Below are 20852 nucleotides of genomic sequence, written 5' to 3' on the forward strand. Positions count from 1 at the left end.
TCACCGGCCTGGTATCAGACCGCTGGATCAGATCTGTTTTCGAACTCAAGAAACCAAGCGTAAGTAGCGCGGATACCATCCTCAAGCGAAATGCGCGGTTTCCAGCCCATGTCCTGCAGCTTCTGATTGCTCATCAATTTTCGCGGCGTGCCATCGGGCTTGGAAAGATCATGAATGATCTCACCTTCGTAACCGACAACGCGGCATACCAAACGCGTCAATTCGATAATTTCGAGATCTGTACCCGAGCCGACATTGACGTGCTGCGAGCCCGAATAGGTTTTGAGGAGAAACACCAACGCGTCGGCGCAGTCGTCGACGTGAAGGAATTCTCGGCGCGGGGTTCCTGTGCCCCAGACCACCATATGCGGGTCATTGCGAAGTTTCGCGGCATGCGCCTTGCGGATAAGCGCAGGCAGCACATGACTGGAATTCAGGTCGAAATTATCGCCTGGGCCGTATAGATTGGTGGGCATGGCCGAAATGTAATCCCGACCATATTGCTTACGATATGCTTCCGCGAGTTTGATACCGGTGATCTTGGCAATCGCGTACCATTCGTTGGTCGGCTCAAGCGGACCGGTCAACAGAGCCTCTTCGGGAATCGGCTGCGGAGCGAGTTTGGGATAAATGCAGCTTGAACCCAGGAACAGCAGCCGGTCCACTCCCGCCCGGTGGGCGGCTTCGAAGATGTTCGCTTCGATAATAAGATTGTCATAGATAAATTCTGCGGGATAGCTGTCATTCGCGAGGATACCGCCAACCTTGGCGGCGGCGAGAATGATCGCGTCAGGCCGGGTTGCTTCAGCAAATTTCTCGACCTCCTCCTGCCGCGTCAAATCGACCTCCCGGCGCGTGGCCGTGACGACGTTGCAATCGTCGGATTGAAGCCGGCGCACAAGAGCACTGCCGACCATACCGCGATGGCCGGCAACCCAGATTTTCTTGTTGGACAGGTCGTACACTCAGATCTCTTTCCGGCTGTTTTGAGCCTTCCAGTGCTTGACATCCTCCCGCACCATTTCAGCGGCAAGCTCGCGAACTGGCGTCTTGTGCTGCCAGCCGAGTTTCTGACGTGCCTTGGTCGGGTCGCCAAGCAGAAGATCGACTTCCGTCGGGCGGAAATACCGAGGATCGATTTCTACAAGGCACGCACCGGACGCGGCGTCATAGCCCTTTTCATCGACGCCTGACCCCTTCCATTCCAAAGCAATGCCTACGTCGGCAAAAGCCCACTCCACAAACTGGCGGACACTCGTCGTTTCACCGGTCGCCAAGACGTAGTCATCCGGCTTGTCCTGCTGCAGCATGCGCCACATACCCTCGACATATTCACGCGCGTGGCCCCAGTCACGCTTGGCGTCGAGATTGCCGAGGAAAAGCTTATCCTGCCGCCCCAGGTGGATGGCAGCCACCGCCATCGTGATCTTGCGCGTGACGAAGGTTTCGCCGCGAAGCGGGCTTTCGTGATTGAAAAGAATGCCGTTCGACGCATGCATGCCGTAGGCCTCGCGATAATTCACGACGATCCAGTAGGCATAGAGCTTGGCTGCGGCATAGGGAGAACGCGGGTAAAAGGGCGTCTTCTCGTTCTGCGGCACTTCCTGCACAAGACCGTAGAGTTCCGAGGTCGATGCCTGGTAGAACCGGGTCTTTGCCTCGAGCCCCAGGATACGGATCGCTTCGAGCAACCTCAACGTCCCGACGCCATCGGCATCCGCCGTATATTCAGGCGTTTCGAAGCTGACACCCACATGGCTTTGTGCGGCAAGATTGTAGATTTCATCGGGCTGCGTCTGCTGCACGATCCGCAGCAGGTTGGTCGAGTCGATCATATCGCCATAGTGGAGAATGAAGCGAGGATGCGCTTCATGCGGATCCTGATAGATATGCTCAATACGGCCGGTGTTAAAAGACGAGGATCGCCGCTTGATACCATGCACCGTATAGCCTTTGCTCAGAAGCAATTCGGCCAGATAGGCACCATCCTGACCAGTCACCCCAGTGATAAGCGCGGTTTTTGTCATTTTTTTAGTCGTCTTTCGATGCAATCTTCGGGATGTGTTTATGGAAACGGCCGAACCAGCGCAACCCCCATGTAACCGAGCCAGACAAGCGAAATGGCCATTGCGGATCTCTGCGGTTGACGTAGGACTGCCACAATGAGACTAGATTTTTCCAAATTATCAGATCTCCAAGGGGGAAAATATGATCCTGGTGACGGGGGGAGCCGGTTTCATCGGTGCGAATTTCGTACTCGATTGGCTTGCGCTTCATGATGAACCGATCGTCAACCTCGATGTGCTGACGTATGCCGGCAACCTGGAGAACCTCGCCTCCGTCTGGGAGGACCCGCGCCACCTCTTCGTCAAAGGCAGCATCGCGGACTATGATCTTATTGAAGAATTGCTCCATTCGCATCAGCCTCGCGCAATACTGAATTTCGCTGCCGAAAGTCACGTCGATCGATCGATCCACGGGCCTGAAGAATTTATCCAGACGAATATCGTCGGCACTTTTCGCCTGTTGGAGGCTATCCGCGGATTTCTTGCCTCACAGGATGAAGCCTTCCGAAGCAGCTTCCGTTTTCTTCACGTGTCGACGGACGAAGTCTACGGTTCGCTTGCCCCGGCGGAGGCGGCCTTCAGCGAACATCGCAAATACGAACCCAACAGCCCATATTCCGCGAGCAAGGCAGCGAGCGACCATCTGGTTCGCGCCTATCATCACACCTACAGCCTACCGGTTCTGACCACGAACTGTTCGAACAACTACGGTCCCTATCATTTTCCCGAGAAGCTTATTCCCCTGGTCATTCACAATGCCCTCTCGGGGAAACAGATTCCAGTCTACGGCGACGGGATGCAGGTACGCGACTGGCTCTTCGTCAAAGATCATTGCAGCGCGATTCGACGCGTCCTGGAGAACGGAAAGGTTGGGGAGACCTATAATGTCGGCGGCAGAAACGAGCTGACCAATCTATCGGTGGTCAATACGCTCTGCGAGATCCTCGATGAATTGAGGCCCCTGCCACACGGGGCGAGCTACAAGGCCCAGATCTCCTTTGTGCGCGATCGGCCTGGTCATGATCGCCGTTACGCCATCGATGCGACCAAGATCGAGCGGGAGCTGGACTGGCGCCCGGTTGAAACATTCGAGACAGGCATTCGTAAGACCGTCGAGTGGTATCTCGCCAACCGAGCATGGATCGAAAACGTCACAAGCGGCGGCTACCGCCAATGGATCGACCACCAGTATCAATAACGGGTCGGAGGAGGCAAGGCGGCTCCTCCTCCCGAGCGTGACGTCAATACCTGATGAAATTGTGCAGGAAGCGTTTGACCGGCAGGGGCACATGGCGTTGCACCCATCTGCGCGCTATAACCTTGAAAAAGGGGCGAAGGCCGCCGGAAAAGCCTGGGGAAATCGTCCTGATCACCTTCAGGGCTCGCATCAGAGCGCGCTCGTAAGCCTCGTAGACAGCCGCCGGCTCCTCGCAAACGGCGGTGTAGAAAGTCGACAACCGATCGAACAGGCCATTGGTCAGCAACTGAAACTGGTGAAAGTGATAAAAAATCAGAGGCGAACCATCGACCTCGATCTTGCCTGATGCATCCTGCGTAAAATGCAGCTTTTCGTAATTCCAGGGAGCAACCCCAGCTCCCGGATGCTCGATTATATGGCAATTCGGATAGAGATCCGGCCATTCGTCCAGATATTTCTGGTCACCCATTTTGCCGTCTTCCAGGCGATAGTAGCACCATTCGATGCACTGCTCGCGCCAGCGCGCAAGGCAGCGCATTCCCTCTTCATCGCGTCGGAAACTCACCCATTCCACACAGAAGCGGCCGTTTACTTCCCTGTTCTGCAGCCGCGGGGCAAAGCGGTGTTCGATAATGGCGATGGAACTATTACCGATCTCATCAAAAATGGGACGGAGCGGTGAATAGAACAGCAGATCGGAGTCGAGATAGGTTATGAAATCAATTTCCGAATGGTGCTGCAGCACGAAGTTCGGCAGGCACGGAGACAGGGTCCAGCAATATTCGGCGACGCCGCGCGATTTCTTCGCTTCCAGGAGTTCCGGTGTCTCGATATCGGCAAGTGCAATGCAGGTGATGTAGGACCTCTTGGAGGCGATCAAAATCTCCTGCGTCTGCTGGTCCATGCAAAGCACGAAAACATGTGCGTCGGGACACCACTGGACGAGGCTCTCCATCATGGCCATCCCCTTGATGAGATAGCCGCTGTCGAAAAGGGTACAAAAGTAGGTCGTCATGATTGGGATTGTTTCCTGCACAAATAGGTGCGGCTTGCATTGCCCTTGCTACTGTCACGTGGATCGGCGTTCTCGTTCAGCGTGAAGGTCGCCTGAACTTCCAGGCCATGAACTTGAAACATATCCAATAGCTGCGGCTCGGAAAAATGGATCTCTATGGTCTCGACGCCATAGGCCTGCTTGCGGAAATACTTGGTCGGCTCGCCATAAACAACCGGAGTGCGGTGAAAAATCACGTAGTCCCTGGCGACACGGGCGCTCTCGGCGATCGCTGCTTCATAATCGGGAATATGCAGCAGGCAGCATCCCGAGACCACGACATCGAAAGCATCATTCTGATAGCTGAGCCGCGCCGCATCCTCTACGTCGAATAACAGTCCCGGGTAGATGCTGCGTGCCATATCGATGAAAGCGTCGGAATAATCACAGCCCCGATAGCGCAAAGGTGAGCCACTCACCTCAAGCACTTCAGAGTAATATCCGCTGGAGCAGCCGATTTCGAGGAGCGAGCCATTCGCCGGCAGATTGTCGATGCTGCGCAGAGCGGCGGTAAAAACGTCGAATACATCGATGGAAGCGCCGCTGCGATATTCCTTCAGCTGGCGCTCGACGAGGGCCCTCTGACGTCCGGGCAGATCACTCGCCTTCCAAGATGCAGCAAGCCGCGAACTTTCACTGTCTCTACGAGCCGCGTCTATCTCGACATAGCGTGATGATACGGATGTCGCAGGCGACAGATGTTCACGCAGTCGCTTCAACTGGCTCTTCACACCCGGAAAGCGGTTGAGACTCGCGCGCAGAAACGACATCAGCCCTGTTTCTCCAGATATCGCTCGAGGATCGGCATCAATTCTCCCATTCTCGATTTGTAGGTGTGGTCCCTCAGCGTCCTTGCCTGACCAGCCTTTGCGATCGCATAGGCCTCGTCGGGGTGGTCTATATAGTAACGAATGAGTTCGGCGGCTTCCTGAGGACTGGAATAGGCAACCACCTCCTTGCCGACCTCGAAGATCTCTTCGAGATTATCCTTCCTGTCGGTTATGAGCAGCGATCCGACACCGGTTGCCTCATAGAGCCGCATGTTGTTGGCATTGTTCTCGGCAACATTGATATGCCGGTTGACGGTGATCCGGCTGCGCGCCAGAGCACGATACATATCCGGACCCCAGACTTCGCCATTGTGGCGTTTTCGAATCGGAGAGGAGCGCGGAAGCGTCCTGGAACCGTAGCCGAAAAATTGTATCGGCGTCGTGTTGGCAAGATGTTCGAGCAAAGGGATCGCCTTGCCATGATGACGGCTTATGCCGCCGACGAAGCTCACCGGCACATCGCGCGTGATATCGCCAAGGATATCGAGCACCCGGGTATCGAAACCAATCCTGAAATATTCGGATTTTATCCCCATCTCGCGAAAACGCGGCACGAAATGAGGGAAGGATGTCAGAATGAGGTCATAGGGCCGCAGAAAGCCGTCGGGCGGCAATGGACAAGCGATCTGCCCGACGATGAGCGGCACCGTCTTTTTCAACTCATTCAGCGCATGAGGCGGAAAAAAGCTCAGATCCTGGCAGTAGAGCACGTCAGGCTTGAATGCGCGGACCCGCGCCATCGCGACCTCCAGCAAGCCGGGGAGAGCCGCCAGGCGCGCACCAATATAAGGCAATCTGAAAAACCGATGCGGCAACTTCATCGCCCAAGGGCTGAATGGTTCGCTGTTCTCTCGCGCCCAAGCCGATTGAAGCGGAACACAATTGCCGACGATATCGATGACGTCGCAACCCAGTTCCTTCAGGTGGCGCGAATAGAAATCGGACGTGCCGAACGCTGCCTCAAGCAGAGCGTCCGTCTGCCTTTGGGAAGAGGCCGACCTCAGATCACGATTGCGACGATAATGCATCGTCAGAAATCGGGAATAGTAGGTATCGAATACGGCAATCCGCATAACGCTAAATCCTAGTTTTTTGTCGCGGAGAGGCGCAGTTCTACCAGGAGACTATCGCCCTGCCCCATGACGTCCAGAGCTCGGTTTCCAAAGCCCATCATCACACCGGCAAGGCGTTCGCCCCGCGAGACTGCGACGTTGCGGACCTTTTGAATAAAGCTCGGCGGCTTCTGAGAGTCGCCGCTTTCCGACCAGGTATTGGACGCCTTGCCCTCCTGTCGCTGCTCCCGAGACATTCTAAGCTGAAGCACCGACCAAAGATTGGGCGTAATCGTCCTGATACGCTCGACATCATAACCGGATTTTCGAGCAAGTAGAGCAAAGGACGTTCGATTGAAGTGGTTCTGGTGGTATGGAATGTGCCAGTTTATCCAACGCTCTTTCCAGAGCTTGCGATGAAAGGAACCGGTATTCGGGAAAGCCAGTACGACGCGTCCGCCTCTATTGAGACGATCCCTGAGGGCAGCCAGCATTGCAAGCGGATCGGGCACATGTTCGATGACCTGGTTCAGCACGATGAGGTCGAATTTCTGATCGGCGAACGGCACGTCATAGATGTTGCCGATATGAACGCGTAAAGCATATTTCTCCGCGATCGTACGAACGTTCGGATCAGCCTCGACACCCCAGCATTCGACGCCGAGCCTGCGCATCTCCAGAAGGGAGAGGCACGAACCGCAGCCGATATCCAGTACCTTCTGTCCCGGCTTGGCCAGATAGTGTCCTTGGTTGTCGGTACCAGCAATCCATCGGCGGAACCCGGCGAGAGGTTTCTCGACGAGAGCGGCCTCTTTTTCCAGCGAATCAAAATCGATCTCCCGACGGGGATAATAATTGCTGTAGAGCGCCGGCAGATCCTCTTCCGTCAACCGTGGTGTCGTCGACATGTGGCCACAGGAAACGCATCGGTCTATCGAGTAGACGCCTGGGCAACCATATCGATCATCGCTGATGCGCTCGATGAAAGTTTGCATCTTCGATCCGCATGCGATGCACTGCTGATGCTGGCCGCCACTCATATTGTTCCTTCCCTTCGTTTCGCCAATGACCTCCACGTCGAAAATGCGCGGCTGCACGAGAAATACGCCATTCGGATCGGTGCGGTCATGCGTTGCACTGGTGAACCGACAAGCGAATAGAATATGAGGCGCTGAAACACGTTGTGAGGCGAACGCCTGCCAAATAACTGCTTCCGCCAGGAAAGTCTGGATGTGTCATTTCCATATATCGGAGGCGAATAAACGATTGCGTTGCTGCTGACAACTAGGGGCACACCCGCGCGCGCGAAGCGCATGGCGACCTCGTAGTCAGCCATATAGTGCGGTAGAAGGGACGGTCGCATGCCGCCATGTTTCTTGAACAGGGGCGCAGGATAGAGCGTTCCCCGACCACTCAGCGCATCGACGGGGTACTGGCTTTTGGGCGATCGTTTTTCCGTTTCGCTCAATTCCGAAAGCAGATCCCATACGGCAAGTCTGTTAACGTTGACCTTCGCCCCAATACTGACAAGGGGCGGATCCCGGCCCTCTTCGTGGATGACGCTCCCGACAGCGGCCTCGCCATTTTCCCTGGATGTCTGCACCAAGGTCTCAACATAATTCACGTCGAACCAGGTATCATTATTCAGCAGCAGGACATAGTCGTCCGGCTGGCAGGACGGAAGCACATGTTTGAGTCCTTCCTCGACGGCGCCCCCCCACCAAAGATTGCCGTCACCGCGAATTTCAATCACATCGCTCTGCGACTGCAGATATCCTGCCGTTCCGTCGGTCGAACCATCGTTGACGATGACAATCGTCAAGGCGTCAAAGATGGTCTGCCTCCTGAGAGCTTCCAACACCTTACGGGTGTGTTCAAGACGATTGAAGACAGGGATAATGACGTTCACGCGCATTCGCTAGATTTCCAGCTTCTCGAGAAACCAGCCAACATAAGGCCATTCGTGCTGCTGAGGCGCTGGTGTAACGCCAATGCCCCAACGCTTCAATTCTTGCAAGGGCGGCGGCGTCACTAAGCCAAATGCTCCAGCTGGCTGGAAACGATCCACAACTTTATAATCATGCTTGGAAAAACTGGCCTGCATTTCATGCGCGTTCAAGAACCATACCGGGTAGCTCGCGCTGTAGATCCACGCCGGCACATGCTGCACAAACGGTGCGTCAGCCATTTCGAACTGCGCTGTTGTCTTGTCAATTAGTATGAACTTGGCGCCCTTCAACAGAAGGCTCGCAAGATCCTCATGAGGATATTCAAGATATTGGAGCACACCGGAGAGCAGAACGACATCAGGCTTCACACGTTCAATCGCTTCATCCAAGCTATCGCAAAAACTCAAACTCTCATTTTCAAATTCTGCTCGACCTGCGTTGACAAAATGGGGCTGCTCAACCACGCACCACTTCAATTCCGCGAGATGGGCAAATGCCGAGCGATGCTGGAAGTAAGAACTTCCCAAAGCGCCTCCGAAGTCGACCACCCTCAAACGAAGATCGGACCGGGACGCTGCATAAAGAAGCCAGGCGAGCAGAGGGTGCGAGTAGCTTCTTTCCGTGAAAACGACGGTGTCTCGCTCGTAGGAGGCACGTCCCTGAACAACTGCGCGTGTCGCGTCAAGAGCCTTGGCAAGAATAGCCGGCGCATCATATCCCTCTGAAGCAGCCATGGCCGAGCGCCAATCGTCGTGAGGCCCGTCGAAATAGACGTTATGACGCCGAAACTCGCTCCAGATGTCCTGTTGACGGGCCTGCGGCGAATCCCGCGTCACCTCAAGCAAACAGTGAAGACCTGGTAGCGAAAAACCAATGTGCCTCATTTCTCGAACCAAGCTTCGAATGGCCGTCGCTCAAATTCGTCCAGTGCTCCGCCGGGTGTGGAATTGAAGATGCGGATATCACTCGCTCTCGCGATATTTGCGATGGCTCGATATTGTCGCCACAGCCGCGCCAGCTGCTGAAACTCGTCGTGGCGGCCCCTTGTCAGCGTGCCGTCCGCATTTACGGTGAAATCTTTTCCCTTTTGCGCCTTAAGGTCAAACGCATATTGGTAGGTTGAAGACAGGAAACGATCGTGGTCGACGCCGAGCAGGATGATCTCTTTGAAACCAAGATACATCGCTATCATCAAGGCCATCACCGGCACCGACTCGACACGAGGGACCGGTTGAGAGATATCGACGATTTCCTCTGATGTTTTTTCGTCGAAGCTTTCACCGAGCACGAGATACCGAACCGTTCGCCCTGAAAACAGATTGTGTTTTCGAACCAGCTCCGCTTCAGTGGAACTGAGAAACAGTTCCGCGGCGCCCAAGTGCGAATGCATCTCTTTAAACCAGTCGATCACATCCTCCGATGTCATCGATACGTAGGTAATTTGCGGAACACAATGATAACGAGACTGGAACTTGTCGAAATCGGAGTGCAGGTAACCATTGGAAACGGTTATAACGGTTTCGCCCTGAAGTCGCGACAGATCCAAGCCCTTGACGCTTGGGCCATTGCCTAAAATAAAACAGCGCTGCCCCGCGTGCAGACCAGCAAGCTGTGTATTTTCTGCCAGCGAACTCGCGACATCAGCAGAGAATTTGTGACGATTTTTTAGCCTGCGCTTCAGCTCATGCACACCATAGGGGAGCAGCATGGAGCCAAAGGTCAAAATCTTTCTCAAAGCTGCAGCCACTTTACCACCTCGAAAACCTCCGCGTATTTTACACCGATGCGCTGGCCGGCGTTCTCGGCTTCATTGCGGAAGAAGCTCACCCATTTCCGCCCCGTGCGCTCCATCTCGGATTCATGGGCAAGGATCGCCTTTTCCTTCTGGTCCCAATGGGAGGTGATGTCGACGTAGAAATTTCCCCTGAAATCCACCGTCGAATGATACCAGTTGCTGCGGTACATCAGGAGGCGGGGCACATGGCGGCAGCTGTGCAGTGACGCCCGCGACAAGGCCAGATGGTCATGGTGGATGTCTCCGACCCAGTGGGTGTAAACCATATCGATCTTCAGATCCTGCACGAGCTTGAGGATCTCGATATTCAGCGGATCGACGAATTCGATCTGGAGCGTTTTGAATTCGCCGCAAAACATCTTGTCGACGCCGAGAATTTCCATCGCAGCATCCGCTTCCGCTCTGGCAACCTGGCTGCTGCGCACGGACTGATCATACTGGTTGGAAAAGCCGGATACGGTCGCGACATAGACATACACCGTGTCGCCGTTTGCAGCATGGCGTGCCAGTGCACCGCCACAGCCCAGTTCCACGTCGTCAAAATGGGCACCGATCGCGAGAATATTCATTTGCAACTCCAGAGCAGGTCACGCGTGCCTGCAATACCACAATTCAGCAGTGTGTCGAGAATGCTGAGATAGGGCATGAACTCGCCGAAGGGCTGTGGATAAACCGGATGGACGAAATGTTGCCATTCGATCTCGATCCCGGCTGTCTCGAACACCTCAGGCCGCATATAGTCGCGTGCACCCAGACCTGAGAGATAACGACTCGCTCCCACTTTGCGCAGCAGTTCGACAAGCAACTCGTTCTTATGCCCTTCCGGGTTTAACGTGCTCGACCGCACCGTCGGCATGGTAATTTCAAGCATATCCAGGATGCCCTCCAGGAAATGCATGTTAAAATCGACCAACAGGTCAAACCGCTTGCCGTAGAGGGCCTCGATGTGGGGAAAGACCTCGCTCCAACCGGCAGACTTGCGATAATTTTCGCGAAGCAGGGAAAGGTTTTGGTCTATCCAGCCGGTGCCGGGCGCCAGTTCCACCTCGTTGATCGGGGTGCCGAGCCTCGGCTTTCTAATTCCGACGGTGAGCCACCGATCGCCCTGTGCCGTCTTTATTTTGTCACGGTGCGTCCAGCTCTTGCTCGTACCATGCACAAACTGAACGTGATCGAGAACGATATAGAGATTGGCATTCAAAAAACGCTGAAAAAAGCCGAGATATGAGGCGAAATCCGGCTGATGAATAACCGCTGTGATGGTCATGCAGCCAGTCTTTCCAGCAAATCGGCAACGCGGCCGACCCCGCCAAGGTCCACCTTGGTCATGGCAGTCTCGCTCATGCTCCTGATGGGGATCGGCGTTTCCAGGATGCCGAGGTCGAACGCCGAGTGATGCCCCGCAAAGAACGCCGCTCCCAGATCTTCGAGCGCACGCCCGACCGGGATTTCAAAAGGTTCGTTGGCGATCACCACACACGGCAAGCCAGCCGCACAGGCTTCGAATGGGGTAACACCGCCGCCGGTAATCGCCAGATCGTGTCCATGCATCTCTGCCGCAAGCGATGGCACCTGGTTGAGCAGTTTGAACCGACCCGGTGCAGCGGTCGCGACGACCTCTTCAAGCTCCGCCATGTGTTGGAAGCTCGGGCCTGTAACGATGGTGACAGGAAAAGGCTTGCTGCTCAGCCATTTGGCAACGCGGACGGTCACTCCGTAGGTATCGGCGCCGCCGAGCGTGACAAGGATTGATGCAAGGCTTTGCCGAAGTCTGCGAAACGCCGCGATTTCAGGATTGAGTATCATATACTCCACCCCCAGCCGAACATCCTTGCCCTTGAGACCCTCAGTCTTTTCGAACAGGAGAGCGCAGATATTCACGTCGGCAAGTTCCGCGCCATCACCACGATCATCAAAGGTAACGAGCTTGGCGCCCAAACGCTTAATCGTCTCGCTGTGGGATCGCTGCGTGTTCAGGCGGTCATTAATCCAGACTGAAGATGATGCATCGGGTTCGATAAAGCCATTCTCCCATCCGGTCACGGAGGCGAGGTCATGAAGCGCCACATCAAAGCCGCGCTCTCGGATGATTCTCAACGAATTCGGATGATCGTTCGCTAAAAATAGGACCGGATGACCGCGTGAACGCAGTTCGGTGGCGAGCGTCAACGACCGAAACAGATGCCCCATGCCGCGTGCATGTGAACTTTCTATGCAGAAGACGAACATAGTCTGATTGCTTCTTCTGTCCCGAGCCAGTTCCCACCCCCCCGCGCTGCCAGAGCACAAGCACGTCTCCAGTCTTCCTCAGTATCTACCGTCAGACGCAGATTTGGGGATATTTTGGCTGGAGGCACATCGAGCTGGCCAATCTTGAACAACTCCGGCCGGTCGGTGAAGTATTCATTCACGTGCTCGCGATGGTGCGGCAGCTTTCCCTCGCGATGACTGCGTGAGAGCGCTTCGAAGGTAAATATTTCGGCGCCGACGCCTATAGGCAACTGGCCGAACGCATGCGTGTAGTCGAATCCCTGTCTTTGGTGCAAATCGATCAGCCTTTCGAGCTCCTCGATGTCAGTGAAAGGATTATCCGCGGTCAATCGAACAATGTCGGACATTCCGAGCGATTTTGCGCATTGAAAATAACGATCGAGAACATCGGCTTCGTCGCCACGAAAGCAGCTTACGCCATGCTCAAGGCACCAGGCTTCGACAACATCGTTCTCGCTGGCCGATGATGTTGCAACGACAACCCTAGCAGGCCGCTTCAACATCTGAAGCCTACCCAGGACATGTTCGAGAAGCGGCTTGCCGGAAATGTCGCGAAGCACCTTTCCAGGTAATCGAGTCGATCCCATGCGCGCCTGGATAATGATTCCAAGCGTCACGCCAGATCGCTCCACTGGAGAACGGCGTCCGCATCGAGATCCTTTACGAGCCGCCGCCCCGCAAGAGTTTCGAGATGCTTAGGTTCAATCCCTGTCCCAGGCCGTTTGACCGAGATGTCACCGGCAGAGATGACATGGCCGGTTTTGAGCGGTCGATTGACGACAATGCTCTTGCGGTTGTTCAATCTTGTCGTCGCTTCACTGGCGGCCGGTTCCTTGCGACCACTGCCTTTCATGACCTCGAACGCACGGATCGCATCCACAAGCCATTTCATTTCCGCCGGATCGGCCGAGAGCATGTGGTCGGGACCATCAGCGGCCTTGTCGTAGGTGAAATGCCGCTCGATGACCCGGGCGCCCATCGCGACCGCACAAAGGCTCGCGACAGGGTTCAATGTATGGTCGGAATAGCCAACGTCGAGATCCGGAAACGCCTCCATCATCGTTTGCATTGCACGCAGGTTCACATTTTCCGGATGCGTCGGATAGCTTGTGATGGCGTGCAGCAGAATGAGCTTCTGATTGCCAGCCTCCTTGATTGCGGCGACAGATTCCCGAACCTCTTCGAGCGTCGACATCCCCGTCGACAAGATTATCGGCTTGCCCGTTTTTGCCAGATAGCGAAGAAAGGGAATGTTGACTGCATCGTCCGAACCTACCTTGTGGGCACCAACTCCACACTGCTCGAGCAGATCGACATCCGTTTCGTGTGAGGGCGACGAAAACCAGTCCAGCGCTTGCTCCTCGGCATAGCGGAAAACCGCTTCGTGAAGCTCGTGACCGATTTCATATTTACGGAAAAGCTCGAATTGCGAGGTAACGCCGGTGTTTTCCATATCGAACATGGCGTTCCGGCTCGACAGGGTCTCTGCGCGATAAGTCTGGAGCTTGACAGCATCCACGCCGGACGCCTTGGCCTCGTCGATCAGCCGTCTTGCCTGATCAAAAGTCGTAAAATTCCCGCCGATTTCGGCGATAATATAACACCGGTCAGGTCGGTAGTTCCGGAACATCTGCTACTCCCGCAATTCACTATACAGCCGGCGTTCCAATAGCGGTAACACAGCTCAGTCCAGCTCTGTGCGATGTCATCCCGCACACGACCGGTATACGACTCCCGGCTGCTTCTCTACTTTCCGATTTCCTGAGCCCGATCCACGTAATTCCGGACGATCACTTTCCGGCCGCAGATTTCGGTCGGCTCGTCATCCGTCAGGCGAGGCAGGTAGCATCGGCGGCATACTTCGCTTTTCAAGAAGCCCTGCGGTTCTTTGTGCAAGGCGCGGACTGCATTCATTTTTTCGCCGTGCCAAATCTGGTGTACCGTCTCCGTCGTCGCGTCACCAATGACTTCGCGATTTTCCTCATCGTTCGAGCACTTCATCACAAGCCCGTCGGCGCCGATAACGAGGCGCTGGTATTGTTGTGGGCAGGTGAAGTTATCCAGATATTGAACGTCAGAATCGTTTCCGAGATAATCGATCAGCGGATTGAAGGCGACTAGATCCACGTGAGGTGCAAACGTCTCATAGTAAAGATCCGGATTTTCCCTGATCGCCGGCCAGATGCCCTGCACCTTAATGACCGGACGATGGAGCCCGCGCTCGTCTTTGTACTTCTTGATGTCCTTGATCTTGTCGAGTAGCGCCTCGAACTTGATCGGCTTGCGGATCTTTTCGTAGGTCTCACCGGTGCCGTCGATCGAAACGGTGATCCAGTCGATGCCGGCGTCGACAAGCTGAGCGAAATAATCTCTGTTGAGCTTGAAGCCGTGGGTGAGGGTCGAGACTTCCTTGATCCCATGGTCCTTGGCATAGCGCACGCAGTCAGCGAAGCGCTTGTGCAGTGTGGCCTCGCCACGCAGCGACAGACGGATCGCAGGAACCTTGCCGCCGATCTCATCGATGATACGGCAGTAGAGATCCCAGTCCATCCGCGTCGTGTTCACACTTTTCTTGAACTCGTCGCTGATCGTATAGCACATCGGGCAGCGCAGATTGCAGATCGATGCCAACTCGAGATCGACGAGCAGCGGATAATCCGAAACCTGCTGGTTCAGGGCATATTCCGACCACTTGCGACGGTAATCTGCGTATTCGGCTTCCCACCCTTCGCCCCGGAATTTGTCGAACGCGGCTTCGCGCTCGACGGTGTCCATCGAGTAGTTGCCCTTGTTGATCGGAACGTAACGTTCGTTCAATTTACGACTCCTTCATCGTCGCGCGGATTCCGGCCGGCAGATCCCATTCCGGTCGCCATCCGAGAACGGCGCGAGCCCGCGTGATATCGGCCCGCACGTCAGGTATTTCATTCCGCCGAACTGTGCAAGATGACGCTACAGGTAGAGCAGTGCCGGCAGCTTCTTGCAAGATGTCGATTATTTCCTGCACCGAATACGACGTTCCGGAGCCGATATTGATGCAATGGTAGCCTTCCAAGACGTCCATGGCCTTGGCAAAGGCGCTCAGGACATCGTCAACGAAGATATAGTCACGCCGGGGACTGAGATCCAGGACCTGTATTTCCTGCTTCGCCCGTATCTGGTTCAGAAGCGTCGGTATCAGAAATTCGGGTCGCTGCCCTGCGCCATATATATTGAAAAGACGCAATACCACCACCGGTATCTGCTCGTGCGTGGCGGCGAACTCACAAAGCTGTTCGGCAAGATGTTTGGAGAGAGCGTAAGGGTTGTTCGGCCTGACCGGATCGCTTTCATGGATCGGTAGCCGGTCAGGCACTCCGTAAACATAGGCGCTTGCGAACACGAATTTGGCCTTGTGCCGCTTGCACCAGTTCAAAGCATGTTGCGTTCCGAGGACGTTGGCGGCCGTGAAACTCGGTCCTTGGCTCCAGCTATCTGGAACAAATGTCCTGCCGGCAAGGTGAAACAGCGTGCGTGCGGCTGGAAGCTCCTGCCAAACCTTTTCTTCGCTTATGTCACCATGCGTTCGGTCAAGCGCAAGCACGTCAAAACCGGCCTCCTTGAGCCGTCTGACCAGACGGCTCCCGAGAAAACCGCCAGCACCGGTGACGATGGCATCAACCATTCAAGAACCTGGACCGCATGGATTCAAACTGCTCGATCGCCAAGGCATAATCGTCAGGCCGTCCGATATCGAGCCAATAGCCTGCAAAATCTCGAACCGTGGCCGGCTTGCCGGCCGCAAGAAGATCAAGCATCAACTGATCGAAGCCGTAGGCACCACCTTGTGGTATGTGCTCCACGGCCCTCGAAGACACCATGTAGACGCCCATGCTGACTTTGTATTCAGCCGTCGGTTTCTCTCGAAAACCGGTCAGCAGCCCGGCCTCGCCGGTGTCAAGAACGCCATAGTCTATGCGATGCTGACGCGTCTTGGACGAGATCGTGAATATATTCCCGTCGCGGACGTGAGCATCATGAAAATCGGCATAGTTGAGATCCGTCAGAATGTCGCCGTTCATCACCAGGAAATTCTCCGGCAGATCCTTTATCAGCCGCAGCGGCCCCATGGTGCCAAGAGGCTCGTCCTCGAGCGAATAGTCGATGCGTACACCCCACTTGTCGCCATCCTGGAAGAAAGCCTTGATCAGCTCGGCCTGGTGGTTGACGGCAAGTGTTATATGTTGAAATCCGCCTGATATCAGCTGACGAATAATCACCTCAAGAATAGGATAGTCGCCGATCGGCATCAGTGGCTTGGGAAGCACGACAGTATACGGCCGCAACCGCGTTCCCATTCCGCCCGCCAGAATGACTGCGCGCCTAGACATTGAAGATATCCGCCTTGTATCTCGCCAGGTTCTGCGGCTGACGCAGCCAGTCGATCGTCGCTTTCAGACCATCTTCCAAGCTGTAACGCGGCGAAAATCCTGTCAGAGATTTGATCAGGCTGTTGTCGCAGCACAGACGCTCCACTTCGCTGTTTGCCGGACGCAAACGCTGTTCGTCGCATTCGATCTCCACGCTGACGCCGATGATGTCGGCGATCAGCTGGACGGTATCGCCGATCGATATCTCGCTGCCCGAGCCGATATTGACCGTCTGTCCGATGGCTTCGTCGCAGGCCGCGAGTGCCAGAAAGCCGTCGCATGTATCCTGCACGAAATTGAAATCCCGGGTGGGCGAGAGCGCACCAAGCTTCAGCGTCGTTCGTCCACTCAGAAGCTGCGAAATCACAGTCGGAATAACCGCCCTTGCAGATTGTCGCGGGCCGAAAGTGTTGAAAGGCCGTGCGATCGTCACCGGTAGGTCAAAACTCGAATGATAACTGTATGCCATCGCGTCAGCACCGATTTTTGACGCCGAATAGGGCGACTGTGCCTGCAGCGGATGACTTTCGCTGATTGGGACAAAGCGAGCCGTTCCGTAGACCTCGCTGGTCGAGGTCTGGATGACGCGGCCAACGCTGGCATCGAGAGCGCCCTGAAGCACATTCAACGTGCCATTAATGTTGGTGTCCACATAGCTGGACGGCGCCTGATAGGAATAGGGAATAGCGATGAGAGCGGCCAGGTGAAATATCGTATCCACCTCTTTGGCAACGCTGCGCATCTGAGCTGGATCGCGGACGTCGCCGAGGATCACCTCGAACTTGCCGCGGTATTCAGACTGGTCCAGCCAGCCCCAGCTGGAAAACGAGTTGTACTGGCAAAGGGCGCGGACTTCGACGCCCGACCTGACCAGCGTCTCAACAAGATGAGAACCGATAAACCCATCTGCCCCAGTAACAAGCGCTCTCTTCATTTCAAAACACCCTCAGAATCGCGCAGGAAGAGCTTCTCCACTTCCCAAGGCAACTGGATCGCCGAAATCGACGGCTTACGTTGCTGACCCAGCATCTGGATAATTCCGACATTATCCTCCACGTCAAACCGGATTCCTTCAGCGACCGAATAGATCGAGAACCGGCTTGATATGCCCAGTCGCAGATAAAAGGTGCCCGTGTTGAGAAGAAATCCCGGAAATTTAACGCGAGCTCGATAGTAGCCGGCCGGTCGGGTATTCAAGCGTCCGACGTCAAGTTCGGGATCGGATAGGCTGACGAGCGTGGTGTAGCCGTCCTCCATCTTGATCTGCATCCCGACCGATAGGCCGGAAAGAGGCTCCCTCAATTCGTATTCGACCTCGACCGAGAATCCCTTCGAAAGTTCCAGTGTTCCCGAAACTTCATCCTTGTCGTTCAATACCGCAACACGGCAGATAATCGCCTTTCCATCGACGTCCTCGGGATTGACCGAGTAGCTTGCCGTACCGCCGAATTCCGGGCGATCGAGATAGGCCTTCATCACATCTGCGGTATCGCCCATCGCGGCGACCTTGCCATCGGCCATTAGAATCGATTTCGGGCAGATGCTGCTTATGGCGGTCATATTGTGGCTTACGAAGAGAATCGTTCGACCGGCCTTCGTGACTTCCTGCATGCGCCCCATGCATTTGTTCTGGAAGTTGACGTCTCCGACGGCCAGCACCTCGTCAACCAGAAGAATCTCCGGCTCAAGATGCGCTGCGACGGAGAAAGCCAGACGCACATACATCCCAGACGAATATCGCTTCACAGGCGTATCGATAAATTCGCCGATTTCGGCAAACTCGACGATTTCATCGAATTTCGATCTGACCTCAGCCTGAGTCATGCCAAGAATGGCGCCATTGAGATAGACGTTCTCTCGACCGGTAAGCTCCGGATGAAAGCCGGTGCCAACCTCAAGCAGGCTGGCAATTCTACCTCTTATTCCTATGAACCCAGAATTGGGCATAGTGATACGCGACATTACCTTCAGCAGCGTGGATTTTCCGGCCCCGTTTCTGCCGATAATCCCCACTATCTCGCCGTGCCCGACCTCGAAGGAGACATCATCCAGCGCATAGAAGATGTCTCCCTTGAGCCGCGACTGCCTGCCCCGGTCGGACGTAAAGTCGGACACCGACACGTTAGGATCCGGAAGATTGCGCCACCTAGCCCACCAACTCTGAAGGTCACGATAAAGCGTGCCGTGATTGATTACGCCGAGGCGATATAGCTTGCTGACGTGTTCCGCTCGAATAACGATATCGTTCATCAGACGGTGTCCATCGCGTTAGCTTCCGCCCGCGAGAAAAGTGCCAGCCCAAATACCGTGATCGCAACGGTCACCGCTAGATTGGCAAGACAGAGAGTGACGGGCAAAGCTGAAGCGTCAAAGAGCGCCCAACGGAAAATCTGAACCGGTGTCGTCATTGGATTGATGTAGTAGAACCAATGATACCGTTCCGGGATCTGACTGAATGGATACACGATCGGCGTAGCGTACATCCAGAGTTGCGTCATAAATCCGACGGCATAGACGAGATCGCGAAAACGGACCGTCAGAGCGGAAACCACAAGTCCAGCACCAATACCCAGCACTGCAATGTAGAGCAGCACCATTGGCGTCAAAAACAGGAAACGATAGCTCAATGCCAGATCGGGGTTCGCGATCTTGATCCCAAAGGCAACTGTCAGCAAGAGCAGGAATTGGATGGAAAATGCGACAAGACCACTCATGGCAACGGACAGTGGCACCACAAGCCTGGGGAAATAGACTTTTCCGAACAGATTGGCGTTCTTCGAAAAGACTTCGGAGTTATTGGTCAGACACGCAGCAAAATAGCTCCAGATGATCGTACCCGACATGTAAAACAAGAAAGGCGGAAGGCCATCCGTGGAAAGATTGGCTATCTTTCCGAACACGACATAATAGGTCATCGCCGTCAGCGACGGTTGAATGATGTACCAGACGGGCCCCAAAACGGTTTGTTTGTAGAATGTCGTGAAATCTCGCTTGAAGAACATCCAGATGAGATTGCGATATCGCCAGACAAGGCCAAGATCCGGCGCACTGCCCTTCGAGGGCCTGATAATGATATCCCAATCTTCCTCGCGTGCGGGGGCCGGTTCCTTCCGGTGCTCTGTCATGCGGTCAACTTCAACTTTTCGGGGAGCGCGGCAAACAGGCTGCAGACTCGCTCGATCTCAACACTGCTATGCCCCGCCGAAATAGGCAGGCTCAGTTCGGTGGCGTGCAGTTCATCGGCGATGGGATAATTGCCGGATAAAATTCCTTGCATTGCCTTCTGCCGATGCGGCGCGATCGGGTAATGGATCTCGGTTTTCACCCCGTTATCGAGCAGCCACTGACGCAATTCGTCACGGGCCGAGTGACGTATTCCGAAGATATGAAAGACATCATACTCGGAAGAACGCCGAAGCGGTTGCGTCAGCCACTTGGGCAGATTGGCGAAATAGATGTTCGCTAGCGCGCGCTTGTGCTCGGTCACCTGATCGAGGTGACGGAGTTTAACCCGCAGGAATGCCGCCTGCATCTCATCAAGTCTGGAATTCACACCGATATAAAGGTTTTCATATTTTTTCTTCGAGCCGTAATTGCGCATATGTCTGAGGCGATCGGCAAACTCATCATCGTCCGTAACGATCGCACCGGCATCTCCCAGCGCACCCAGATTTTTGGTCGGATAAAAGCTGAAGCAGCCGGCGATACCAAAGGTGCCGGTCAGCCTACCGTCATAGCGCGCACCGTGAGACTGCGCGCAATCCTCTATCACCTGCAGCCCATGCTCGCTCGCAAACGCAATGATCTCAGTCATCCGACAGGCTTTTCCGAACAGGTGCGTCACACATATAGCTCGCGTGTCCGGTGTGAGCGCTGCAGGAAGACGCTCCGGATCTATATTGAACGTTTCCCGCTCGGGCTCCACCAGAGTAGGTTTATGGCCAGCACGCAGGATTGCCAGGATAGTTGCTATGTAAGTATTGGAAGCGACCATGACCTCGCTGCCTTTAGGCAGGTCGAGCGCTTCGATCGACAGGATCAACGCATCCAAACCGTTGGCTACGCTGATGCAATGTTTGCTTTCGGCAAAGGTGGCAAATTCGGCTTCGAATGAGGAAACTTCATTGCCAAGTATGTACCACCCGGAACGAATCACGCGGGAAGCAGCCGCCTCCAGATCTTCCATTAGCGGGCGATTGGCCTGCGCAAGACTTTCGTACTCAATCAT

At 55.0% G+C, this 20852-nt stretch carries 22 protein-coding genes; 1 reads left to right on the forward strand and 21 read right to left on the reverse strand.

Annotated features, from left to right (window positions below; genetic code table 11):
- Positions 1–14: 14 nt before the first annotated feature.
- Together fcl and gmd are read right to left on the reverse strand one after the other, a co-directional pair.
- On the reverse strand, positions 15–965 hold the full coding sequence (fcl, locus tag C3Y91_RS36905) for a GDP-L-fucose synthase (protein ID WP_130742874.1): 951 nt from the start codon (positions 963–965) through the stop codon (positions 15–17).
- Positions 966–2027 carry a GDP-mannose 4,6-dehydratase gene (gene gmd / locus C3Y91_RS36910; protein WP_164567302.1) on the reverse strand — a complete coding sequence of 354 codons (1062 nt, stop codon included), beginning with the start codon at positions 2025–2027 and terminating at the stop codon, positions 966–968.
- Positions 2028–2208: 181 nt separating this feature from the next.
- Between gmd and rfbB the strand changes: the two genes are divergently transcribed.
- Positions 2209–3264, forward strand: a complete 1056-nt coding sequence (gene rfbB / locus C3Y91_RS36915; protein WP_130742870.1) for a dTDP-glucose 4,6-dehydratase — start codon at positions 2209–2211, stop codon at positions 3262–3264.
- A gap of 43 nt (positions 3265–3307) precedes the next feature.
- Here the strand turns inward: rfbB and C3Y91_RS36920 are convergent, their stop codons facing one another.
- The 19 genes from C3Y91_RS36920 to C3Y91_RS37010 form a co-directional block, all read right to left on the reverse strand.
- Entirely contained in the window at positions 3308–4279 is a 972-nt protein-coding gene (locus C3Y91_RS36920) for a hypothetical protein (protein ID WP_130742868.1), read from the reverse strand.
- Positions 4276–5088: a class I SAM-dependent methyltransferase gene (locus tag C3Y91_RS36925; protein WP_168576415.1), complete on the reverse strand. Its 813-nt coding sequence runs from the start codon at positions 5086–5088 to the stop codon at positions 4276–4278. Before C3Y91_RS36925 ends, C3Y91_RS36920 begins: the two co-directional genes overlap by 4 nt.
- Positions 5088–6221: a CgeB family protein gene (locus C3Y91_RS36930; protein WP_130685948.1), complete on the reverse strand. Its 1134-nt coding sequence runs from the start codon at positions 6219–6221 to the stop codon at positions 5088–5090. Before C3Y91_RS36930 ends, C3Y91_RS36925 begins: the two co-directional genes overlap by 1 nt.
- 11 nt (positions 6222–6232) lie before the next feature.
- The gene (locus C3Y91_RS36935; protein ID WP_018070238.1) at positions 6233–7240 is read right to left on the reverse strand and encodes a class I SAM-dependent methyltransferase; all 1008 of its coding nucleotides are present in this window, start codon (positions 7238–7240) and stop codon (positions 6233–6235) included.
- Complete coding sequence (locus C3Y91_RS36940; RefSeq protein ID WP_018070239.1) at positions 7237–8115, reverse strand: glycosyltransferase family 2 protein; 879 nt, start codon at positions 8113–8115, stop codon at positions 7237–7239. Before C3Y91_RS36940 ends, C3Y91_RS36935 begins: the two co-directional genes overlap by 4 nt.
- A gap of 3 nt (positions 8116–8118) precedes the next feature.
- Positions 8119–9033: a TIGR04325 family methyltransferase gene (locus tag C3Y91_RS36945; RefSeq protein WP_018070240.1), complete on the reverse strand. Its 915-nt coding sequence runs from the start codon at positions 9031–9033 to the stop codon at positions 8119–8121.
- Positions 9030–9896 carry a motility associated factor glycosyltransferase family protein gene (locus tag C3Y91_RS36950; protein WP_164567303.1) on the reverse strand — a complete coding sequence of 289 codons (867 nt, stop codon included), beginning with the start codon at positions 9894–9896 and terminating at the stop codon, positions 9030–9032. The genes C3Y91_RS36945 and C3Y91_RS36950 overlap by 4 nt, the downstream gene beginning before the upstream one ends.
- Positions 9881–10513 carry a PIG-L deacetylase family protein gene (locus C3Y91_RS36955; RefSeq protein ID WP_018070242.1) on the reverse strand — a complete coding sequence of 211 codons (633 nt, stop codon included), beginning with the start codon at positions 10511–10513 and terminating at the stop codon, positions 9881–9883. The genes C3Y91_RS36950 and C3Y91_RS36955 overlap by 16 nt, the downstream gene beginning before the upstream one ends.
- A complete protein-coding gene (locus tag C3Y91_RS36960) occupies positions 10510–11211 on the reverse strand; it encodes a WbqC family protein (RefSeq protein WP_018070243.1) in 702 nt (233 codons plus the stop codon). Before C3Y91_RS36960 ends, C3Y91_RS36955 begins: the two co-directional genes overlap by 4 nt.
- Positions 11208–12173, reverse strand: a complete 966-nt coding sequence (locus tag C3Y91_RS36965) for a PseG/SpsG family protein (RefSeq protein WP_018070244.1) — start codon at positions 12171–12173, stop codon at positions 11208–11210. The genes C3Y91_RS36960 and C3Y91_RS36965 overlap by 4 nt, the downstream gene beginning before the upstream one ends.
- Positions 12155–12832: a cytidylyltransferase domain-containing protein gene (locus tag C3Y91_RS36970; RefSeq protein WP_018070245.1), complete on the reverse strand. Its 678-nt coding sequence runs from the start codon at positions 12830–12832 to the stop codon at positions 12155–12157. The genes C3Y91_RS36965 and C3Y91_RS36970 overlap by 19 nt, the downstream gene beginning before the upstream one ends.
- Positions 12829–13845, reverse strand: coding sequence for an N-acetylneuraminate synthase family protein (locus C3Y91_RS36975; protein ID WP_164567304.1), 1017 nt, complete (start codon positions 13843–13845; stop codon positions 12829–12831). Before C3Y91_RS36975 ends, C3Y91_RS36970 begins: the two co-directional genes overlap by 4 nt.
- Positions 13846–13961: 116 nt before the next feature.
- Positions 13962–15032 (reverse strand): radical SAM/SPASM domain-containing protein, encoded by a 1071-nt coding sequence (locus tag C3Y91_RS36980; RefSeq protein WP_003545680.1) that lies wholly within the window; start codon positions 15030–15032, stop codon positions 13962–13964.
- Position 15033: 1 nt separating this feature from the next.
- A complete protein-coding gene (locus C3Y91_RS36985) occupies positions 15034–15879 on the reverse strand; it encodes an NAD-dependent epimerase/dehydratase family protein (RefSeq protein ID WP_164567305.1) in 846 nt (281 codons plus the stop codon).
- The gene (locus tag C3Y91_RS36990) at positions 15872–16585 is read right to left on the reverse strand and encodes a nucleotidyltransferase family protein (protein WP_003545678.1); all 714 of its coding nucleotides are present in this window, start codon (positions 16583–16585) and stop codon (positions 15872–15874) included. Before C3Y91_RS36990 ends, C3Y91_RS36985 begins: the two co-directional genes overlap by 8 nt.
- Entirely contained in the window at positions 16578–17558 is a 981-nt protein-coding gene (locus C3Y91_RS36995; RefSeq protein ID WP_018070248.1) for an NAD-dependent 4,6-dehydratase LegB, read from the reverse strand. Before C3Y91_RS36995 ends, C3Y91_RS36990 begins: the two co-directional genes overlap by 8 nt.
- On the reverse strand, positions 17555–18874 hold the full coding sequence (locus tag C3Y91_RS37000; protein WP_018070249.1) for an ABC transporter ATP-binding protein: 1320 nt from the start codon (positions 18872–18874) through the stop codon (positions 17555–17557). The genes C3Y91_RS36995 and C3Y91_RS37000 overlap by 4 nt, the downstream gene beginning before the upstream one ends.
- Entirely contained in the window at positions 18874–19749 is an 876-nt protein-coding gene (locus C3Y91_RS37005) for an ABC transporter permease (protein WP_018070250.1), read from the reverse strand. Before C3Y91_RS37005 ends, C3Y91_RS37000 begins: the two co-directional genes overlap by 1 nt.
- Positions 19746–20852, reverse strand: coding sequence for a DegT/DnrJ/EryC1/StrS family aminotransferase (locus C3Y91_RS37010; protein ID WP_026170762.1), 1107 nt, complete (start codon positions 20850–20852; stop codon positions 19746–19748). Before C3Y91_RS37010 ends, C3Y91_RS37005 begins: the two co-directional genes overlap by 4 nt.

The sequence above is a fragment of the Rhizobium ruizarguesonis genome, from assembly GCF_012349115.1.
GTDB lineage: Bacteria > Pseudomonadota > Alphaproteobacteria > Rhizobiales > Rhizobiaceae > Rhizobium > Rhizobium ruizarguesonis.

Bases quoted from the DNA above. Each gene is read 5' to 3' on its own strand.
- gmd (WP_164567302.1), bottom strand. From the start codon at position 2,027: ATGACAAAAACCGCGCTTATCACTGGGGTGACTGGTCAGGATGGTGCC.
- rfbB (WP_130742870.1), top strand. From the start codon at position 2,209: ATGATCCTGGTGACGGGGGGAGCCGGTTTCATCGGTGCGAATTTCGTA.
- C3Y91_RS36920 (WP_130742868.1), bottom strand. From the start codon at position 4,279: ATGACGACCTACTTTTGTACCCTTTTCGACAGCGGCTATCTCATCAAG.
- C3Y91_RS36925 (WP_168576415.1), bottom strand. From the start codon at position 5,088: ATGTCGTTTCTGCGCGCGAGTCTCAACCGCTTTCCGGGTGTGAAGAGC.
- C3Y91_RS36930 (WP_130685948.1), bottom strand. From the start codon at position 6,221: ATGCGGATTGCCGTATTCGATACCTACTATTCCCGATTTCTGACGATG.
- C3Y91_RS36935 (WP_018070238.1), bottom strand. From the start codon at position 7,240: ATGAGTGGCGGCCAGCATCAGCAGTGCATCGCATGCGGATCGAAGATG.
- C3Y91_RS36940 (WP_018070239.1), bottom strand. From the start codon at position 8,115: ATGCGCGTGAACGTCATTATCCCTGTCTTCAATCGTCTTGAACACACC.
- C3Y91_RS36945 (WP_018070240.1), bottom strand. From the start codon at position 9,033: ATGAGGCACATTGGTTTTTCGCTACCAGGTCTTCACTGTTTGCTTGAG.
- C3Y91_RS36955 (WP_018070242.1), bottom strand. From the start codon at position 10,513: ATGAATATTCTCGCGATCGGTGCCCATTTTGACGACGTGGAACTGGGC.
- C3Y91_RS36960 (WP_018070243.1), bottom strand. From the start codon at position 11,211: ATGACCATCACAGCGGTTATTCATCAGCCGGATTTCGCCTCATATCTC.
- C3Y91_RS36965 (WP_018070244.1), bottom strand. From the start codon at position 12,173: ATGTTCGTCTTCTGCATAGAAAGTTCACATGCACGCGGCATGGGGCAT.
- C3Y91_RS36975 (WP_164567304.1), bottom strand. From the start codon at position 13,845: ATGTTCCGGAACTACCGACCTGACCGGTGTTATATTATCGCCGAAATC.
- C3Y91_RS36985 (WP_164567305.1), bottom strand. From the start codon at position 15,879: ATGGTTGATGCCATCGTCACCGGTGCTGGCGGTTTTCTCGGGAGCCGT.
- C3Y91_RS36990 (WP_003545678.1), bottom strand. From the start codon at position 16,585: ATGTCTAGGCGCGCAGTCATTCTGGCGGGCGGAATGGGAACGCGGTTG.
- C3Y91_RS36995 (WP_018070248.1), bottom strand. From the start codon at position 17,558: ATGAAGAGAGCGCTTGTTACTGGGGCAGATGGGTTTATCGGTTCTCAT.
- C3Y91_RS37000 (WP_018070249.1), bottom strand. From the start codon at position 18,874: ATGAACGATATCGTTATTCGAGCGGAACACGTCAGCAAGCTATATCGC.
- C3Y91_RS37005 (WP_018070250.1), bottom strand. From the start codon at position 19,749: ATGACAGAGCACCGGAAGGAACCGGCCCCCGCACGCGAGGAAGATTGG.
- C3Y91_RS37010 (WP_026170762.1), bottom strand. From the start codon at position 20,852: ATGATTGAGTACGAAAGTCTTGCGCAGGCCAATCGCCCGCTAATGGAA.